The sequence below is a fragment of the Magnetococcus marinus MC-1 genome (assembly GCF_000014865.1).
Taxonomy (GTDB): Bacteria; Pseudomonadota; Magnetococcia; order Magnetococcales; family Magnetococcaceae; genus Magnetococcus; species Magnetococcus marinus.
Map to the genome: position 1 here is coordinate 3,312,975 of NC_008576.1, position 13,477 is coordinate 3,326,451.

The following is a 13,477-nucleotide window of genomic DNA, read 5'->3' on the forward strand; positions in this document are numbered from 1 at the left end:
CCTACTACTCGCTTGGATCCAGGCCTCGCTCTGCACGAAGCTTATCTGTTAACGCCTCTATCTCTTTTCGGCCAAGATTCAGATCTCGTGCAGTCCTTAAAAAGTCTGCCATCGCTCTGGGCTGATCACGAATAATACCCGACAGGTCAGGATCTACCTTCCCGGCCATTGCCAGGAGCTCATCAGAATTAACCTCCAGAAGCTCCGCCATCTTTTTGATTTTATCCGGTGCAGGCGGATCAAATTCACCATTCTCCACCTTGCTCATAAAGGTGGCGCTGATTCCAGCGGCTTCTGCAAACTTGCGTAAGGAGTAAGCGGGGTCTCGCTTTTTCTTCTCCTCACGCATGCTTCTAATGAACATTCCGAACTGTGGGTTTCCTGGCATGTAACTTCTCCCAATGCACTTCAATGTGCTTTCGTTTAGTTGATGGTAAACATCACACCTATCTGCTGTCAATCACAAAGTGAAAATTGCCCAGGCATGGGACGATTGCAGATTTTGCGGAGTATATATGAGAAAGGGGCTTTGATCGTCCCCACCTGAATATTCCGGGAGATAACGCATGAGGGGCATCCATCCAGACCTCCTAACAGCGGAAGAACGCTTGGACGAAATCGCAGAAATTTTAGCCAACGGCGTACTGCGTTTCTTGGAGAAAAGAAACAGTCGCACATCCTTGAATAAACAGCAGAAACCTCTGGACTCCGTTTCCGAACAGAGCGTATATGGTGACCAAAGCATCCCACAAAAACAAGGAGATGAACACCATGACCAGTGACGTTTTGAAGCGGGTGGCAGCGCTTCCGGAGAAGTCCACCGATGAGCTCAAGGAGATGTGGCAGAACCTCTGTAAGAGCAGTGCCCCACCTTATAACCGCACCTATCTGATCCGGGGGTTGGCTTACCGCATCCAGGAGCTGGCTTGGGGAGGACTGTCCGAAACTACCAAGGCCAAACTGGAGGCACAGGCTGCTGAAGAGAAGACCATGGACCGAACCCCCAACCCCATACGCAATGACGGCCTGCCGGTGGCTGGCACCCGGCTGGTCAGGGAGTGGAAGGGGGTGGAGCACAGCTGTACGGTTCTTGATGACGGTTTTGAATATCAGGGGCGCAAATTCAAGAGCCTCTCCGCAGCGGCCCGGGCCGTTACCGGCACCCGGTGGAATGGAAAGATCTTCTGGCTTGGAGGTAAGAAATGAAGAACAAACCAACAAAAAAGATCCGCTGCGCTATCTATACCCGCAAGAGCACAGAAGAAGGATTAGATCAGCAATTCAATAGCTTGGACGCACAGCGTGAAAGTTGCGAGAGCTATATAATCTCTCAGAAAGCTGAGGGTTGGACGCTGGTTCCGGACCACTACTCCGATGGAGGTTTCTCCGGCGGGAATATGAACCGCCCTGCCCTCAATCAGCTATTGAACGACATCAAAGCTGGCCGCATTGACTGTGTTTGCGTGTACAAAATAGACAGGCTTTCCCGCTCTCTGGTGGATTTCACCAAGATGGTGGAGCTCTTTGATCAGCACGGTGTCACCTTCGTTTCCATCACACAATCCTTCAACACCACCACCTCCATGGGGCGGCTGACGCTTAATGTGCTTTTATCGTTTGCGCAGTTTGAACGGGAGGTAGCATCCGAGCGGATCCGGGACAAACTGGCGGCTTCCCGCAAAAAAGGCATGTGGATGGGTGGCCACCCTCCCCTGGGCTATGACGTTGAGAACCGCAAGCTGGTAATCAACCCGCAGGAGGCGGACCTGGTCAGGCACATCTTCGATCGCTTCGCCAAAACAGGCTCCACCACCCTGCTGGTCAAAGAGCTTGGTGAGCAAGGGCGGCACACCAAATCTTACACCGCAAAATCGGGTCGGGTCCGTGAAGGAAAGCCCATTGATAAGGGCTACCTCTACCGCATTCTGGGCAACCGCACCTACCTTGGTGAGGTGGTCATCAAAGGGGAGACCTACCCCGGTGAGCATGAGCCCATTATTACCCTGCGCCAATGGGAAAAAGCCCAATCGGTTCTCAACCAGAACAAGCGGCCCCGCTCAACCAAAACACGCGCCGACACCCCCTTCCCCCTCAAGGGCATCATTACTTGTGAGCATTGTGGTCGGGCCATGACCACCACCTACACCCGCAAGAAGGGGAGGATGTACCGCTACTACACCTGCACCAGCGCCATCAAGAAAAGCTACGATTCTTGTCCCATGGGCAACATCGCGGCCGGTGAGATTGAGGAATTGGTGCTGGGCCATATCGAGAGCATGATCCGCTCACCGGAGTTGGTCGCCAAAACTTGGCAAACTGCCAATGACGCTGATAACTCCGACTGCAGCGAGAACAGCATCATCACAACCCTTCAAAACCTGGAGCCGGTGTGGGAGGAACTCTTCCCTCTTGAGCAAGCCCGGCTTCTTCAACTATTGGTCCGCAAAGTGGTTCTCTCCAATGAGCGACTCCAGGTGCACCTCCGGGTGGAAGGGCTCACCAGCTTGGTAGATGAACTCAACACCGAGGAGGCCGCATAATGGACATGAAACTCACCGACGACAAGAAGACCATCATCATCACCATGCCCATCGACCTGAAACGCAGAGGTTCCCGTCGGCAGATCATCATCCCAGAGGGGGTAAAGCTCCCCTTCTTCAAGCCAAAGCAAGATGAAGCTATGGTACGCGCTCTGGCTCGGGCCTTCAAATGGCAGAAAGAGATTGAGACGGGCAAGGTACGCTCTGCCAAAGAGCTGGCCTCTCGTGAAAAAATCGATTCTGCCTTCATGAACAAAACCATTCGACTGACTCAGTTGGCCCCCGATATCGTGGAAGCCATTACAGAAGGCCGTCAGCCAAAATCACTGGCCCTTTCGGATCTTATGCGTGGCTTCTCCGATGAATGGCCACAGCAGCGTGAGGCTTTGGGCTTCCCCCAACCCAAAGGATAGAAAAACAACTGGCTACAAAGGGCGTTATTGTACACCCGTTTTCTCTTCATTGACCCTGCCTTACCCTCTACTGCACCATAGCTCTCTCATAAAAAACACTCCAAAAAAAGGAGGAAGCTATGCAGACCAACCCAGCCATGATGGCCAACGCCCTGGACGCCATTGACCAGCAATCACCTTTCTACCCTCCCCAAACAAAGCCCAAAGAGCCCTGGCCCGGCTAATGATTCTTTAACAGACTCTGTTATTTAGCGTCCCTCACCTACAATCCAAAACTGACCCACGACGTATATTATGGACCCTCTCCGCTCAAACCGCTAAGATTTAGTAACACGCATCTGCATGTAGCTGCTAATGGCGGGGATAGCTGTGAAATCAACTAATCAGTCAGATAAAACGATCAAAGGGCTACCCAAAAATCCCAGGCAGTCTGCATACATTTATATTATCCAGCTTCTGTTTATTTTCTTGCTTTTTTCTTTCTTCAGCTTTTCGGGCCTGGAGTTAATGTCAGGCTTACGAGGTTGGGTGAAGGCTGAAGGCACGTGGTCTAAGAATCAAAAATCTGCTGTCATTCAACTGATCAGTTATTCTGCTACAGGAGACGCTCTGGATTACGAGAAGTTTCAACAAGCACTAATTCCAATTATGTATATGAGAAAAGCGAGAAATGCGTTACAGGAAAGTCCACCAAACTTTGAAATTGCTTCCCATAACCTTAAAGCTTCAGGAGTTCACTCGAATGATATTCGCACTATGAGCTTGATTATTGTTCACCTTAGCTGGCTAGAACAGATAAAAGAAGCAATCCGTATTTGGGAGCTAGGTGATAAAGAGATTTTCAAGCTGCAGGATTTAGCAGAAAAAATTCAATACACTCACAATATAAACGGAAAAAACACTGTTTCACCAAACATATTAAAACAAATAAAACTGATAGATAATAACGCAACCAAGCTTGAAAACAATTTCTCACTTGTTCTTGGTGAATTAGGTCGACTTGCAAAAAGCCTATTAAATACACTATTTGCTACGAGCTTCATCTTTTCTTCTCTAATAAGCATTTCTTTATTTAAAATAGTTTATTCAAAATTTAGCAAAGCAGCCATTGCCCAAGAAAAGTTAAACAGAGAAATACTGATCGAAAAAGAATCTCAGATAATAGCAGCAGAAATTTTAAACAAAGAAAAAAGTCTGTTCATTGCAAATATAAGCCATGAGATTCGTACTCCCTTGAATGCGATAATTGGACTAGGTGAACTTCTTCAAGAAGAGATAACAGATTTTGAACATAAACGACAATTAAACATACTGACAAGCGCTGGAGATAATCTTCTATTATTAATAAATGATATTCTTCACCTATCTAAAATTGAATCAGGCAGCATGTTAATTGAAGAAAATATATTTTCATTACAAAATTTGTTAAACAATACAGTGGGAATGTTCGAGCAGGGAGCTTCTAAAAAGGGCTTATATCTAAAAGTCGAGGTGAAAAACGCCTTGCCATCATTTGTGAAAGGCGACATTCACAGGCTTAGACAGGTTTTATTCAATTTGCTAGGCAATGCGGTTAAGTTTACTTCCTGTGGTGGAGTGACTTTAACGGTATCGGCGCTTGAAAATGATCGGCTAAGCTTTTCTGTAAGTGATACAGGTATTGGCATACCATCATCTTTGCAAGAAAAGATCTTTCTTCCATTTCAACAAGCAGACTCTTCTATCACTAGAAAATTCGGCGGCACAGGTTTAGGACTAGCTATCACTCAGAGCTTGATCGTTCAAATGCAAGGAAATCTTTCTGTTGAAAGCCATGAAGGAACCGGTAGCACCTTTACTTTTGATTTGCCATTACCGGAAACAGATCCTCCGCAGAATCACTTATTAAATAGTTCCTCAGATAATTCAATAGCTAGCCCTGCAGTAGATAGACGGCAATGGGAACGACAAAAAATCTGTGCTGATTCGACAGCAAACAAGCCAGCTAAACGAATTCTTCTCGTAGATGATTCTGAGGATAATCGATCATTGATTCAAGCATACTTACGCAGATATCCCCATGCACTAACAACGGCAGAAAACGGTAAAGAAGCCCTAACACTGGTCAAAGAAAAACATTTTGATATCATTTTTATGGATATTCAAATGCCGGTTATGGATGGACTATCTGCCACAAGGGCTATTAGAGCCTGGGAGTTAACTCAACAATCGAATAGAAATGTTCCGATAATTGCTCTGACGGCACATGTTATGCTCGAGGATGAAAAAAAATCTATTGATGCTGGCTGTAATTTTCATCTTACCAAACCAATCAAAAAAGCGCGCTTAATCGACATCATTGATAACCATGCGCTCTGATTTTATCTGGCATGCTATACAATAAAGCTTTTGTATCCATCACACAATTTTTTCTATTAGGTCTTACTCCCTCCAGCAAGCCGGTTTCGAAAAGCTGAAGAGTGGAGAACATGTAACCTATTGATTCTCTGAGGTCCTCAGATCTGAAGATCGACCTGTCAAAGTCCTCGGCTTTTGGAGAATATGGCGGAGAAGAGAGAATATCGGGTCAGAGAGAGGAGAAACAGAGAATCAGGGCCAAGCGCTAACCATTGGAAACGTTAATGAATTTCAGGCAACAAAAAACCCCGACTCGTTTCCGAATCAGGGTTATTGGTTGACCAAACGCCACCCTTTAGCAAACCTTCTCCGCCTATTTTTTAGGCATTTTTGTTTCGCAAGAGGGTCACACTCGCTACCCAAGAACTCTGTAAGCGCTCTATAAAGCACGTTATTCAGGAAGTTGACAGATCGGCCTTATCCACATTCCAAGGAAGTAGGCGGTCAAAATCATCGACCCGCTCGGCGTAGGGGAGTTTTGTGAAGAGATGCTGGAAGTAAGCGAACGGCTCCAGGCCGTTGGCTTTGGCGGTTTCGATGAGGCTGTAGAGGTTGGCGGAGGCCTTAACGCCCTTAACAGATGTGCTGAAAAGCCACCCTTTCCGACCGATAACAAAGGGGCGGATGGCGTTTTCACAGGCATTGTTATCGATTTCTAAGCGGCCGTCATCCAGATAGCGGATAAGCTTACGCCACTCTGTAAACAGATAGGCCATGGCTTTTCCCAAAGCACTTTTAGGTGGTGTCAGGGGTAGATTCTTTTCCAACCAGACTCTCAACTCAGCCATGACAGGTTTGGCTTTAGCTTGACGCACTTTGAATCGCGTTTCGGCATCGGCTTCATCCTTGCGCAGCTCTTTTTCTATGGCGTAGAGCTGCTGTACCATGGTCAGCGCTTCATCCGCCCGAGTGGCTTTGCGGTTTTTGTTGGTGCCCAGCGCCTTGATGGCTTCATCAAACTTGCGTCGTGCATGGCTCATACAACCCAGATGGATAATATCTGGCTGGGCTGCAACATCCAGATAGCCCGCATAGGCATCGGTCTGTAGATAGCCTTTATAGTCAGCCAACAGATCTTTAGGGACCTTGCTGCTGCGAGTGGGGTCATAATGAAACAAGATGATCGGTTTATCTGGAGGACCGCCTCTCTGTACCCACATATAGGATTTGCTTTGGGCGATTTTTTGGGGTTCTTTGAGCACCTGAACCGGTGTCTCATCCATCTGAATGATGGGATAGGCTAAAAGCTGATCCCGCATCAAGTTAATGAGCGGCTGAATCTCACGTCCAGCGAGAATCATCCAATGAGCCAGAGTGTTACGTGGAAGATCAATACCAGCGCGGGTTAAAATCGAACCTTGACGGTAGAGAGGCAGGCCATCGGCATACTTACTGACCACCACATGCGCCAGCATTGCGGCTGTGCCCAGCAGTTTAGGGATTGGACGGCGAGGGGCTGGGGCGGTTTTTACGCCAGACTTGCAGTGGGGACAGCCATATTTGATCTGGATGTTACGGATGACTTGTACCTTGGCCGGCACGATATCCAGCTGCTCGCTGACCTCTCGACCAATCTCTACCAGCTCGGAACCATCCACACCACAGCGCCGCTCCGACTCTGGCAGTTCATGAATCACCTCGACGCGGTTTAACCAGTCAGGGAAAGGCTTGCGCCCACGTTTCTTACGCGAATGCCCAGATGCGGCACCCCCTTTATCCGTGGCAGATTCCTCGACATCATCCGCCGCAGTCGCACCAATGAGTTCAGCTTCGTCAAACAGCCCCAGCTGATTAGGATCATATTTCTCACTGGAGCGTCCGAAGCGTTTGGATATGAGGATGTGCAACTGCTCACGCAGCAGCTTCATCTCTTCTTGAAGAGATTGTACCAGCGCCTTCAATTCGGCAGGGTCATCGGGCAGTGTTTGAGGCTTTATTTTCATGCTGTTATTATACTGAAAATCAGCATGCAACACACTATATTATTGACGAAAATTGCACTTTTTTATGGGGCTGCATAAGGTTTAAATTGTAGCCATCCAGAAGCCAGTTCAACTGCTGGCCTGTAACCTTCTGCGCAGCATCTTTATCCCCTGAAGGCCAGTGGAATCGCTCAGCTTCCAGACGTTTTTGCCAGAGACAAAAACCATTGCGCTCCCAGTACAAAACCTTGATTTTATCCCGCCCGCGATTGGTAAAGACAAACAACCCACTCTCGAAAGGATTCAGAGCCAGCTCTGATTCAACGAGAACAGCCAGCCCATTGATCCCCTTGCGAAAGTCTACAGGTTTCAGGCAAATATGAACCTCTGTCAGATCTGCTGCTGGGCGCATCATGACAACGCTGCCGTCATGCGCAAAATGGACATCAAAGCGACTCCTTCACCGCCTGGCCACTCAATCACCACCCCATTATTGAGTCGAATCTGACAGGCTGAAGTGGTTTCCGCTAAGCGCTCAATCTTGAAACTTTGAAAAAGGGGCTCTGCTCTAACATCCTCCGATTGCAATGCTTCGCCCATGGCCAGCAGACGTTTGCGCCATTCGTAAAACGTCGATGCCGCTAATCCATGCTGACCAGCATACACACGCACGCTCATCCCTGACAAACGCTGCGCTTCAAGGTGATTATGCCAAAATTTGATATGCTCTTGCCTGAGATGTTTTTGAGATGTCTTGCTCATGATTGCCTCCCTGAATTGTGGTTTCAGGGAGTATCCGGCAATGTGTGGTTCGTGGGAACCCTGGGCTCTATTGACCGCTTACAGAACTCTAGCAAAAATAAGTCACATCGCATTGATATTTATCAACAAAACAGCAAAAAAGCTTCCAATTCGACCTCGAAAAGTTTGCTTCAAAGGTCCGCTCGCCCGATCACATAAATTCACGAACCCTGACCCTACTTGAATACGGCTTCCAGCGTCTCCGCATCAAAAATTTGCTCACCCCAGGTCTCCAGTTCATCAATTGTAGCATTCGCTACTTTTAACTCCGCCCAACCAGGTACTTCTCCAAATCGGCGATGAAGCTGTCTCAGAAGAAGTGAAGATTCACCTTCTTGACGGCCCTCTTGACGGCCCTCTTGACGGCCCTCTTGACGGCCCTCTTGACGACCCTTAGACATCATCTCACGCGCAAACTGCGATGCATAGTGCTCCGCTTCTCCTGGAAAAGCCTCTTCCGCATATGCCTGTACATCTGCCATTGTCATTCCCCTGTACGTTTGAATCAGATATCTCAACACCAGCTTGGCAAACTCGGGATCCCCTTGGGCACCCTTCCCTATCTGCGGAATGACAACCACACCATCCGCACTATGAAACGCATACTTCATCGCCATCAGAGCAGCTCGCAAATGAGTATCCTGAGACAGGTCATCATCCGCGATGCGCCCTAAATCCGTCACCGCAAAGCTGAAATCAAGCAGATGGTGTAACAAACCCTTATCTGCTTCAAGCAATGCTGAAAACTGGTTTGGGACCGTCCACTCACGAGCCCCATGATAAACCACCAGAGGCACAATCGGAGGTAGCTTCTGCTGCCCTTCTTTCAGAAACCGCTCCCAGATCCTGACCATATAGCGCAAAAGTTGAAAGGCAACCCATTCGTCTGCATAGCTCTTGTGCTCAATCAGCGCGTAAATGTATGCCGCCTTCCCCTCTTGAGTCTTAACCTTGAAAAGCCGGTCCGTTAAATGCTCCCGAAACTCGCCATCAATGAAGGTTCCATCCACCAAGACAGGCGGCTCTGATGACAGTAACTCTGCTACTTCCTTTGGCAGACGCTCCCGAAGCAAAGTTCCAGTCTTATCTGGATCACTCAACAATGCCTTCAGAAACCGATCGTGCGGCTGGGTAATCTTCGTCATACAGTGGTCATTCCATTCAAAGCATTTTCCCAAGGGTATAACATGCTCGGCACACTAACAGAACTCATCCACTACTTCATGGGGTTGTTCAGGTCTCGTGCAGCCCTGCAACTGGAAATCCTCGCCCTGCGCCACCAGATTAATGTCTTACAACGCCAACGCCCCAAGCGCCCTACCCTACGCCATATGGACAGGATCTTTTGGGTTTGGCTATCTCAGATCTGGCCTAGGTGGAAACACGCGTTAGTGATTATAAAACCAGCCACCGTTATCAAATGGCACAAGCAAGGCTTCAAGCTCTATTGGAAACGGAAGTCGCGACCAATGCGCCCTGGCCGTCCTCGCGTCCCGCAGGAAGTGCGTGACCTAATTCGGCAAATGTCGCGGGAAAATCCACTCTGGGGAGCACCACGCATTCACGGCGAGTTACTTAAATTGGGGTATGATGTCGGGGAAACATCGGTCTCAAAGTACATGCTCAGACCTGGAGGACCTACCTTGATAACCACGTAAATCAGATCGTGGCCATGGACTTCTTCACCATACCGACAATCTTTTTCAAGGTGCTGCACGTCCTGATTCTTATTGATCATGAGTGGCGGCGTATCATTCACATCAACGTTACCACCAATCCAACATCAACTTGGGTTGTCCAGCAAATTCGGGAGGCGTCCCCTTGGGATACAGCACCACGATTCCTATTGCACGACCACGATCCGCTTTTCATGGCCAGCCAATATGCGCTCAAAAGAATGGGCATTGAAACTGTGATCACGGCAAAGGCCTCGCCCTGGCAAAACGCCTACTGCGAAAGAGTGATCGGCAGTTTACGCCGAGAGTGCTTTGATCACATCATCGTGCTCAACGAAGAACACCTGCAACAGCGGCTTGGGGAGTATGTGGATTATTACCAACTAGCGGACCCATTTAGGACTGTCCAAAGATTCCCCAGTCCATCGGGCAGTCCAGCCAGAAGAGTCTAGCAACATCGTTGCCCTCCCAGTTCTCGGCGGTCTGCACCATCGGTACCAACGTATCGCTGCCTGACATCTGTCAGCTATCGGTTTCTGATTTTCAAAGAGCGCATTGGCTTGACGTTCCAATCCTCCGTACCTGAAATCCTATTTTTAGAAGAATCCAGCCACACCAAGCATCTATTCCGCCCCTGATTCTCCCAAATTTCACCTCATCCGACCAGAAAAATCGCTACGCTGCTCTCCAACTCAGGGCCAGTTTTGGTGCAGATGAGGTTTACGAGACCGGACTTTCTGTTTAAAAAATGTATAATACATTGATATCAAGCTGTAATTTACTTGAACACGGTGCGCGTCACTGGACACATTAAGGCGAGATGCTGAGTAGCCGGAAAGCCTCCTGCTGTAGAGGGGTGATGTTAGATACTGTCGACACGAGATAAGCTGATGTAGAATAGGAGTCAAAGCAAGGAGGCTTTGACATGACTGCATCTTACCGTAGGCACGATATTTCAGACCAACTATGGTCACGCCTTGAGCCCCATTTGCCTGGAAGGGCTGGAAGCTGGGGAGGAGTAGCCAAGGACAACCGCCTTTTTATCAATGCGGTGTTTTGGATCTTGCGTACAGGTGCGCCATGGCGCGATCTTCCACCAGATTATGGCGATTGGAACAACACTCAACGCCGTTTCTGCCGGTGGCGCGACAAAGGGATCTGGGAGAAGCTGCTTGACCAGATGATTGAAGACCCTGATTACGAGTAGTTGATGATCGATTGGAGGGTTCGGCTCCCGAAACGAACCGTCTCTGGAGACTTGGCACACAATAACATGATGTTTTCAAAGGAACTCAAACACCCTCATTTCACACTATGTTTGCGTATTATTTGTGATATTTGGAGGCCCACACTGGCATATGGTGCCTTGGGGGACTTACAAGAGGTCCGAACTTGAGGGGAAAAAGCCCGAATGTAGAGACTGGAAGTCCGAACTTTAGGGGGCAGGAATCTGTAATCTGGTGGGAAAAATATTCAAAAATCATCTGGCCCAATTCCCGGCCATTTTGAGCGGGGTGCCAATTTGTAGGATCTGGGTATATCATTGCACCGCCATCTTTTTTTGAAAAAACCTGATCCGGTCGTTTTGGTGCACATGAACTCACTATCACTCCTTATCTGGGGGCTGATCTCCCAGTTTTTCAGCCCTCGTCATAACGCGCAGATCCGGCTGCTCAAAGCCCAGGTCAGAATACTCCAGGAACGACTTCCCAGCCAGCGTGTTATCGCCTCACCTGAGGAAAAATCTGAACTGTTGCGACTGGGGGCTGACTTTGATCACCAGATCAACGATCTGATCATGATCGTCAAGCCCAACACCTATCGTCGCTGGCTCAACCAATCCTCATCAGGAAAGCCTTTCAAGCAAGTCGGCAGGCCACGACTGACTCAGGAGTTGAGGGACACAGTGATCTGCATGGCCAAGGAGAATCTCCAATGGGGCTATCGACGGATCGTCGGAGAGCTCAAAAAGCTTGGCCTCTATGCTGGAGCCAACTCGGTCAAACGCATTCTTAATGAGGCAGGCATTCACCCAGAACCAGAGAAGAGCAAACCGACACCACCTCTACCCTGGGACACCTTCATCAAGGCCCACCTTGAAACTACTCTGGCATGCGACTTTTTCTCCAAAGATGTGTATACGCTGCTCGGCAAGAAAACCGCATACGTGCTTATTTTCATCCACCTGGCTTCTCGGCGTGCTTTTACCAGTTCAGCCACCTATGCACCAGATAGCGCATGGGTCACACAGCAAGCCCGCAATGCCCTTTTTTGGTGTGACCAGCAAGGCATCAAACCAAGCTATCTGATCCGCGACGGCGACACCAAGTTCTCCGGCCCTTTTCTGGAAGTCTGGCGAAGCGATTCCGTTCGAGTGATCCAAATACCGCATAATGCACCACAGGCCAATGCCTTTGCAGAGTCCTTCATCGGCACGTTAAAACGCGAGTGCCTGAACTATTTTGTCTGCTTCAGCCGGTCACAGTTAAACCATATTCTCTCTACCTGGCTCGACCATTATAACCATGATCGCCCACACCGTGGTGCTGGCCGCGACAACAACGTGCTGGACGTTAATTTCAAAGCTGCCCGCGATGGTCCCATCAAATGCAAAGAAAAGCTTGGAGGAATCATCAAATCTTACTATCGGGAGGCTGCATAGAGCCCATTCCTACCGCTCACCAAAAAGTGTACCATACGCTTGTATTATAAACTGAAAGCAGTGTGTACACATTTTGGCACCCCTCAACCCTACCCCGACCTACACTACGAGGCTCGGTAATTTGGACAGGTTGCTAACGCTTGGAATCATTGCAGAATTTTGGTACAAAAAAAGCCACTCTTGCGAGTGGCTTATAGAGAGAAATCTATAACGATTTCTTATGGTTGACCAAACGCCACCCTTTAGCAAACCTTCTCCGCCTATTTTTTTAGGCATTTTTGGTAAGCGTCCATTTCTCCCCAGGATTCAGTTTGTTTTGAAGGTGTGTCAAGCTTTCTGAGATACAAATTTTCAGGAGGCTAAAATGACGGACAAATCAATCGACGGATCTGGGTTGAGCGAGAAGCAGCAGTACTGGCTTGCTCATTTGCATACTTGCCGTTTGGAAGCTGGTACCATTAAGGGGTATGCCGAAGCCAATGGTCTGAGCCTTCCATCGTTGTACTTTTGGAAGCGCAAGCTGACGCAAATGGGGTTTCTAGAAGAGTCAGGATCGGGCAAGCGACGTTTTCAGCGATTGGAATTGAGTTCGACGTCTCCAGCAGGGGTCTGCCGGATTCAGTTCCCAAATGGTATGACGGTGGAGTGGTCAGGGAATGGTGGCGAGAGCTTGCTCTCTGTCCTGCGATCTGTGGCAGCCTTGTGATGATGCGCCCATCGCCGGATATTTCTGTCGTCCATCTCTGTTTGGAGCCGGTGGATTTCAGGAAGGGGATCAACGGACTGGCTGCATTGGTGGAGGCAGAACTGGAATTGAATCCCTTTGATGAGGCTCTGTTCGTGTTTCGCAATCGATCATTGGACAAGGTGAAAATCCTTTATTGGGAACAGAATGGGTTCTGTCTGTGGCAAAAGCGGCTGGAAAAGGACCGATTTCACTGGTTGCGTCAGGGAGGTACCGCCGAAATCCAGATCACGGGGCGGCAGCTGAATTGGCTACTTGATGGCTACAACCTAGCGGCAATGAAGGGCCACAATAAACTGCATTTTTCTTCGATTGTATAGA

At 48.7% G+C, this 13,477-nt stretch carries 14 protein-coding genes and 1 pseudogene; 10 read left to right on the forward strand and 5 right to left on the reverse strand.

Annotation, left to right across the window (positions count from 1 at the left end; translation table 11 throughout):
• Positions 1-4: 4 nt before the first annotated feature.
• Positions 5-364 carry a helix-turn-helix domain-containing protein gene (locus MMC1_RS13365; protein WP_265101275.1) on the reverse strand — a complete coding sequence of 120 codons (360 nt, stop codon included), beginning with the start codon at positions 362-364 and terminating at the stop codon, positions 5-7.
• A 202-nt stretch (positions 365-566) separates the two neighbouring features.
• On the opposite strand from MMC1_RS13365, the gene MMC1_RS13370 reads away from it, so the two are divergent.
• The 5 genes from MMC1_RS13370 (at position 567) to MMC1_RS20300 (ending at position 5,311) form a co-directional block, all read left to right on the forward strand.
• On the forward strand, positions 567-782 hold the full coding sequence (locus MMC1_RS13370; RefSeq protein ID WP_011714219.1) for a hypothetical protein: 216 nt from the start codon (positions 567-569) through the stop codon (positions 780-782).
• A complete protein-coding gene (locus MMC1_RS13375; protein WP_011714220.1) occupies positions 772-1,206 on the forward strand; it encodes a DUF2924 domain-containing protein in 435 nt (144 codons plus the stop codon). Before MMC1_RS13370 ends, MMC1_RS13375 begins: the two co-directional genes overlap by 11 nt.
• On the forward strand, positions 1,203-2,540 hold the full coding sequence (locus MMC1_RS13380; RefSeq protein ID WP_011714221.1) for a recombinase family protein: 1,338 nt from the start codon (positions 1,203-1,205) through the stop codon (positions 2,538-2,540). Before MMC1_RS13375 ends, MMC1_RS13380 begins: the two co-directional genes overlap by 4 nt.
• Positions 2,540-2,953 (forward strand): hypothetical protein, encoded by a 414-nt coding sequence (locus MMC1_RS13385; RefSeq protein WP_011714222.1) that lies wholly within the window; start codon positions 2,540-2,542, stop codon positions 2,951-2,953. The genes MMC1_RS13380 and MMC1_RS13385 overlap by 1 nt, the downstream gene beginning before the upstream one ends.
• Positions 2,954-3,307: 354 nt before the next feature.
• A complete protein-coding gene (locus MMC1_RS20300) occupies positions 3,308-5,311 on the forward strand; it encodes an ATP-binding protein (RefSeq protein ID WP_011714223.1) in 2,004 nt (667 codons plus the stop codon).
• 434 nt (positions 5,312-5,745) lie between these two features.
• Here the strand turns inward: MMC1_RS20300 and tnpC are convergent, their stop codons facing one another.
• The 4 genes from tnpC to MMC1_RS13410 all read right to left on the reverse strand — a co-directional run bounded on the left by tnpC (position 5,746) and on the right by MMC1_RS13410 (position 9,218).
• Entirely contained in the window at positions 5,746-7,293 is a 1,548-nt protein-coding gene (gene tnpC, locus MMC1_RS13395) for an IS66 family transposase (protein WP_011714224.1), read from the reverse strand.
• A gap of 34 nt (positions 7,294-7,327) precedes the next feature.
• The gene (tnpB, locus tag MMC1_RS13400) at positions 7,328-7,687 is read right to left on the reverse strand and encodes an IS66 family insertion sequence element accessory protein TnpB (protein ID WP_011714225.1); all 360 of its coding nucleotides are present in this window, start codon (positions 7,685-7,687) and stop codon (positions 7,328-7,330) included.
• Positions 7,684-8,034 carry an IS66 family insertion sequence element accessory protein TnpA gene (tnpA, locus tag MMC1_RS13405; RefSeq protein WP_011714226.1) on the reverse strand — a complete coding sequence of 117 codons (351 nt, stop codon included), beginning with the start codon at positions 8,032-8,034 and terminating at the stop codon, positions 7,684-7,686. Before tnpA (MMC1_RS13405) ends, tnpB (MMC1_RS13400) begins: the two co-directional genes overlap by 4 nt.
• A 215-nt stretch (positions 8,035-8,249) precedes the next feature.
• Positions 8,250-9,218, reverse strand: a complete 969-nt coding sequence (locus MMC1_RS13410) for an Rpn family recombination-promoting nuclease/putative transposase (protein WP_011714227.1) — start codon at positions 9,216-9,218, stop codon at positions 8,250-8,252.
• A 527-nt stretch (positions 9,219-9,745) separates the two neighbouring features.
• Here MMC1_RS13410 and MMC1_RS22205 point away from each other — a divergent pair.
• The 5 genes and pseudogenes from MMC1_RS22205 to tnpB (MMC1_RS13440) all read left to right on the forward strand — a co-directional run bounded on the left by MMC1_RS22205 (position 9,746) and on the right by tnpB (MMC1_RS13440) (position 13,476).
• Complete coding sequence (locus MMC1_RS22205; RefSeq protein ID WP_227665234.1) at positions 9,746-10,201, forward strand: integrase core domain-containing protein; 456 nt, start codon at positions 9,746-9,748, stop codon at positions 10,199-10,201.
• Positions 10,202-10,674: 473 nt separating this feature from the next.
• Positions 10,675-10,953, forward strand: a pseudogene (locus tag MMC1_RS13425) (transposase); the annotation flags it as partial.
• A gap of 390 nt (positions 10,954-11,343) precedes the next feature.
• On the forward strand, positions 11,344-12,411 hold the full coding sequence (locus tag MMC1_RS13430) for an integrase core domain-containing protein (protein WP_011714231.1): 1,068 nt from the start codon (positions 11,344-11,346) through the stop codon (positions 12,409-12,411).
• A 364-nt stretch (positions 12,412-12,775) separates the two neighbouring features.
• Positions 12,776-13,117 carry an IS66 family insertion sequence element accessory protein TnpA gene (gene tnpA / locus MMC1_RS13435; protein WP_011714232.1) on the forward strand — a complete coding sequence of 114 codons (342 nt, stop codon included), beginning with the start codon at positions 12,776-12,778 and terminating at the stop codon, positions 13,115-13,117.
• Complete coding sequence (gene tnpB / locus MMC1_RS13440) at positions 13,117-13,476, forward strand: IS66 family insertion sequence element accessory protein TnpB (RefSeq protein WP_011714233.1); 360 nt, start codon at positions 13,117-13,119, stop codon at positions 13,474-13,476. The genes tnpA (MMC1_RS13435) and tnpB (MMC1_RS13440) overlap by 1 nt, the downstream gene beginning before the upstream one ends.
• Position 13,477: the final 1 nt, after the last annotated feature.

Excerpts from the sequence above, each read along its gene's own strand:
- MMC1_RS13365 (WP_265101275.1), bottom strand. The coding sequence starts at position 364 with ATGTTCATTAGAAGCATGCGTGAGGAGAAGAAAAAGCGAGACCCCGCT.
- MMC1_RS13370 (WP_011714219.1), top strand. The coding sequence starts at position 567 with ATGAGGGGCATCCATCCAGACCTCCTAACAGCGGAAGAACGCTTGGAC.
- MMC1_RS13375 (WP_011714220.1), top strand. The coding sequence starts at position 772 with ATGACCAGTGACGTTTTGAAGCGGGTGGCAGCGCTTCCGGAGAAGTCC.
- MMC1_RS13380 (WP_011714221.1), top strand. The coding sequence starts at position 1,203 with ATGAAGAACAAACCAACAAAAAAGATCCGCTGCGCTATCTATACCCGC.
- MMC1_RS13385 (WP_011714222.1), top strand. The coding sequence starts at position 2,540 with ATGGACATGAAACTCACCGACGACAAGAAGACCATCATCATCACCATG.
- MMC1_RS20300 (WP_011714223.1), top strand. The coding sequence starts at position 3,308 with ATGGCGGGGATAGCTGTGAAATCAACTAATCAGTCAGATAAAACGATC.
- tnpC (WP_011714224.1), bottom strand. The coding sequence starts at position 7,293 with ATGAAAATAAAGCCTCAAACACTGCCCGATGACCCTGCCGAATTGAAG.
- tnpB (WP_011714225.1), bottom strand. The coding sequence starts at position 7,687 with ATGATGCGCCCAGCAGCAGATCTGACAGAGGTTCATATTTGCCTGAAA.
- tnpA (WP_011714226.1), bottom strand. The coding sequence starts at position 8,034 with ATGAGCAAGACATCTCAAAAACATCTCAGGCAAGAGCATATCAAATTT.
- MMC1_RS13410 (WP_011714227.1), bottom strand. The coding sequence starts at position 9,218 with ATGACGAAGATTACCCAGCCGCACGATCGGTTTCTGAAGGCATTGTTG.
- MMC1_RS22205 (WP_227665234.1), top strand. The coding sequence starts at position 9,746 with ATGGACTTCTTCACCATACCGACAATCTTTTTCAAGGTGCTGCACGTC.
- MMC1_RS13430 (WP_011714231.1), top strand. The coding sequence starts at position 11,344 with ATGAACTCACTATCACTCCTTATCTGGGGGCTGATCTCCCAGTTTTTC.
- tnpA (WP_011714232.1), top strand. The coding sequence starts at position 12,776 with ATGACGGACAAATCAATCGACGGATCTGGGTTGAGCGAGAAGCAGCAG.
- tnpB (WP_011714233.1), top strand. The coding sequence starts at position 13,117 with ATGATGCGCCCATCGCCGGATATTTCTGTCGTCCATCTCTGTTTGGAG.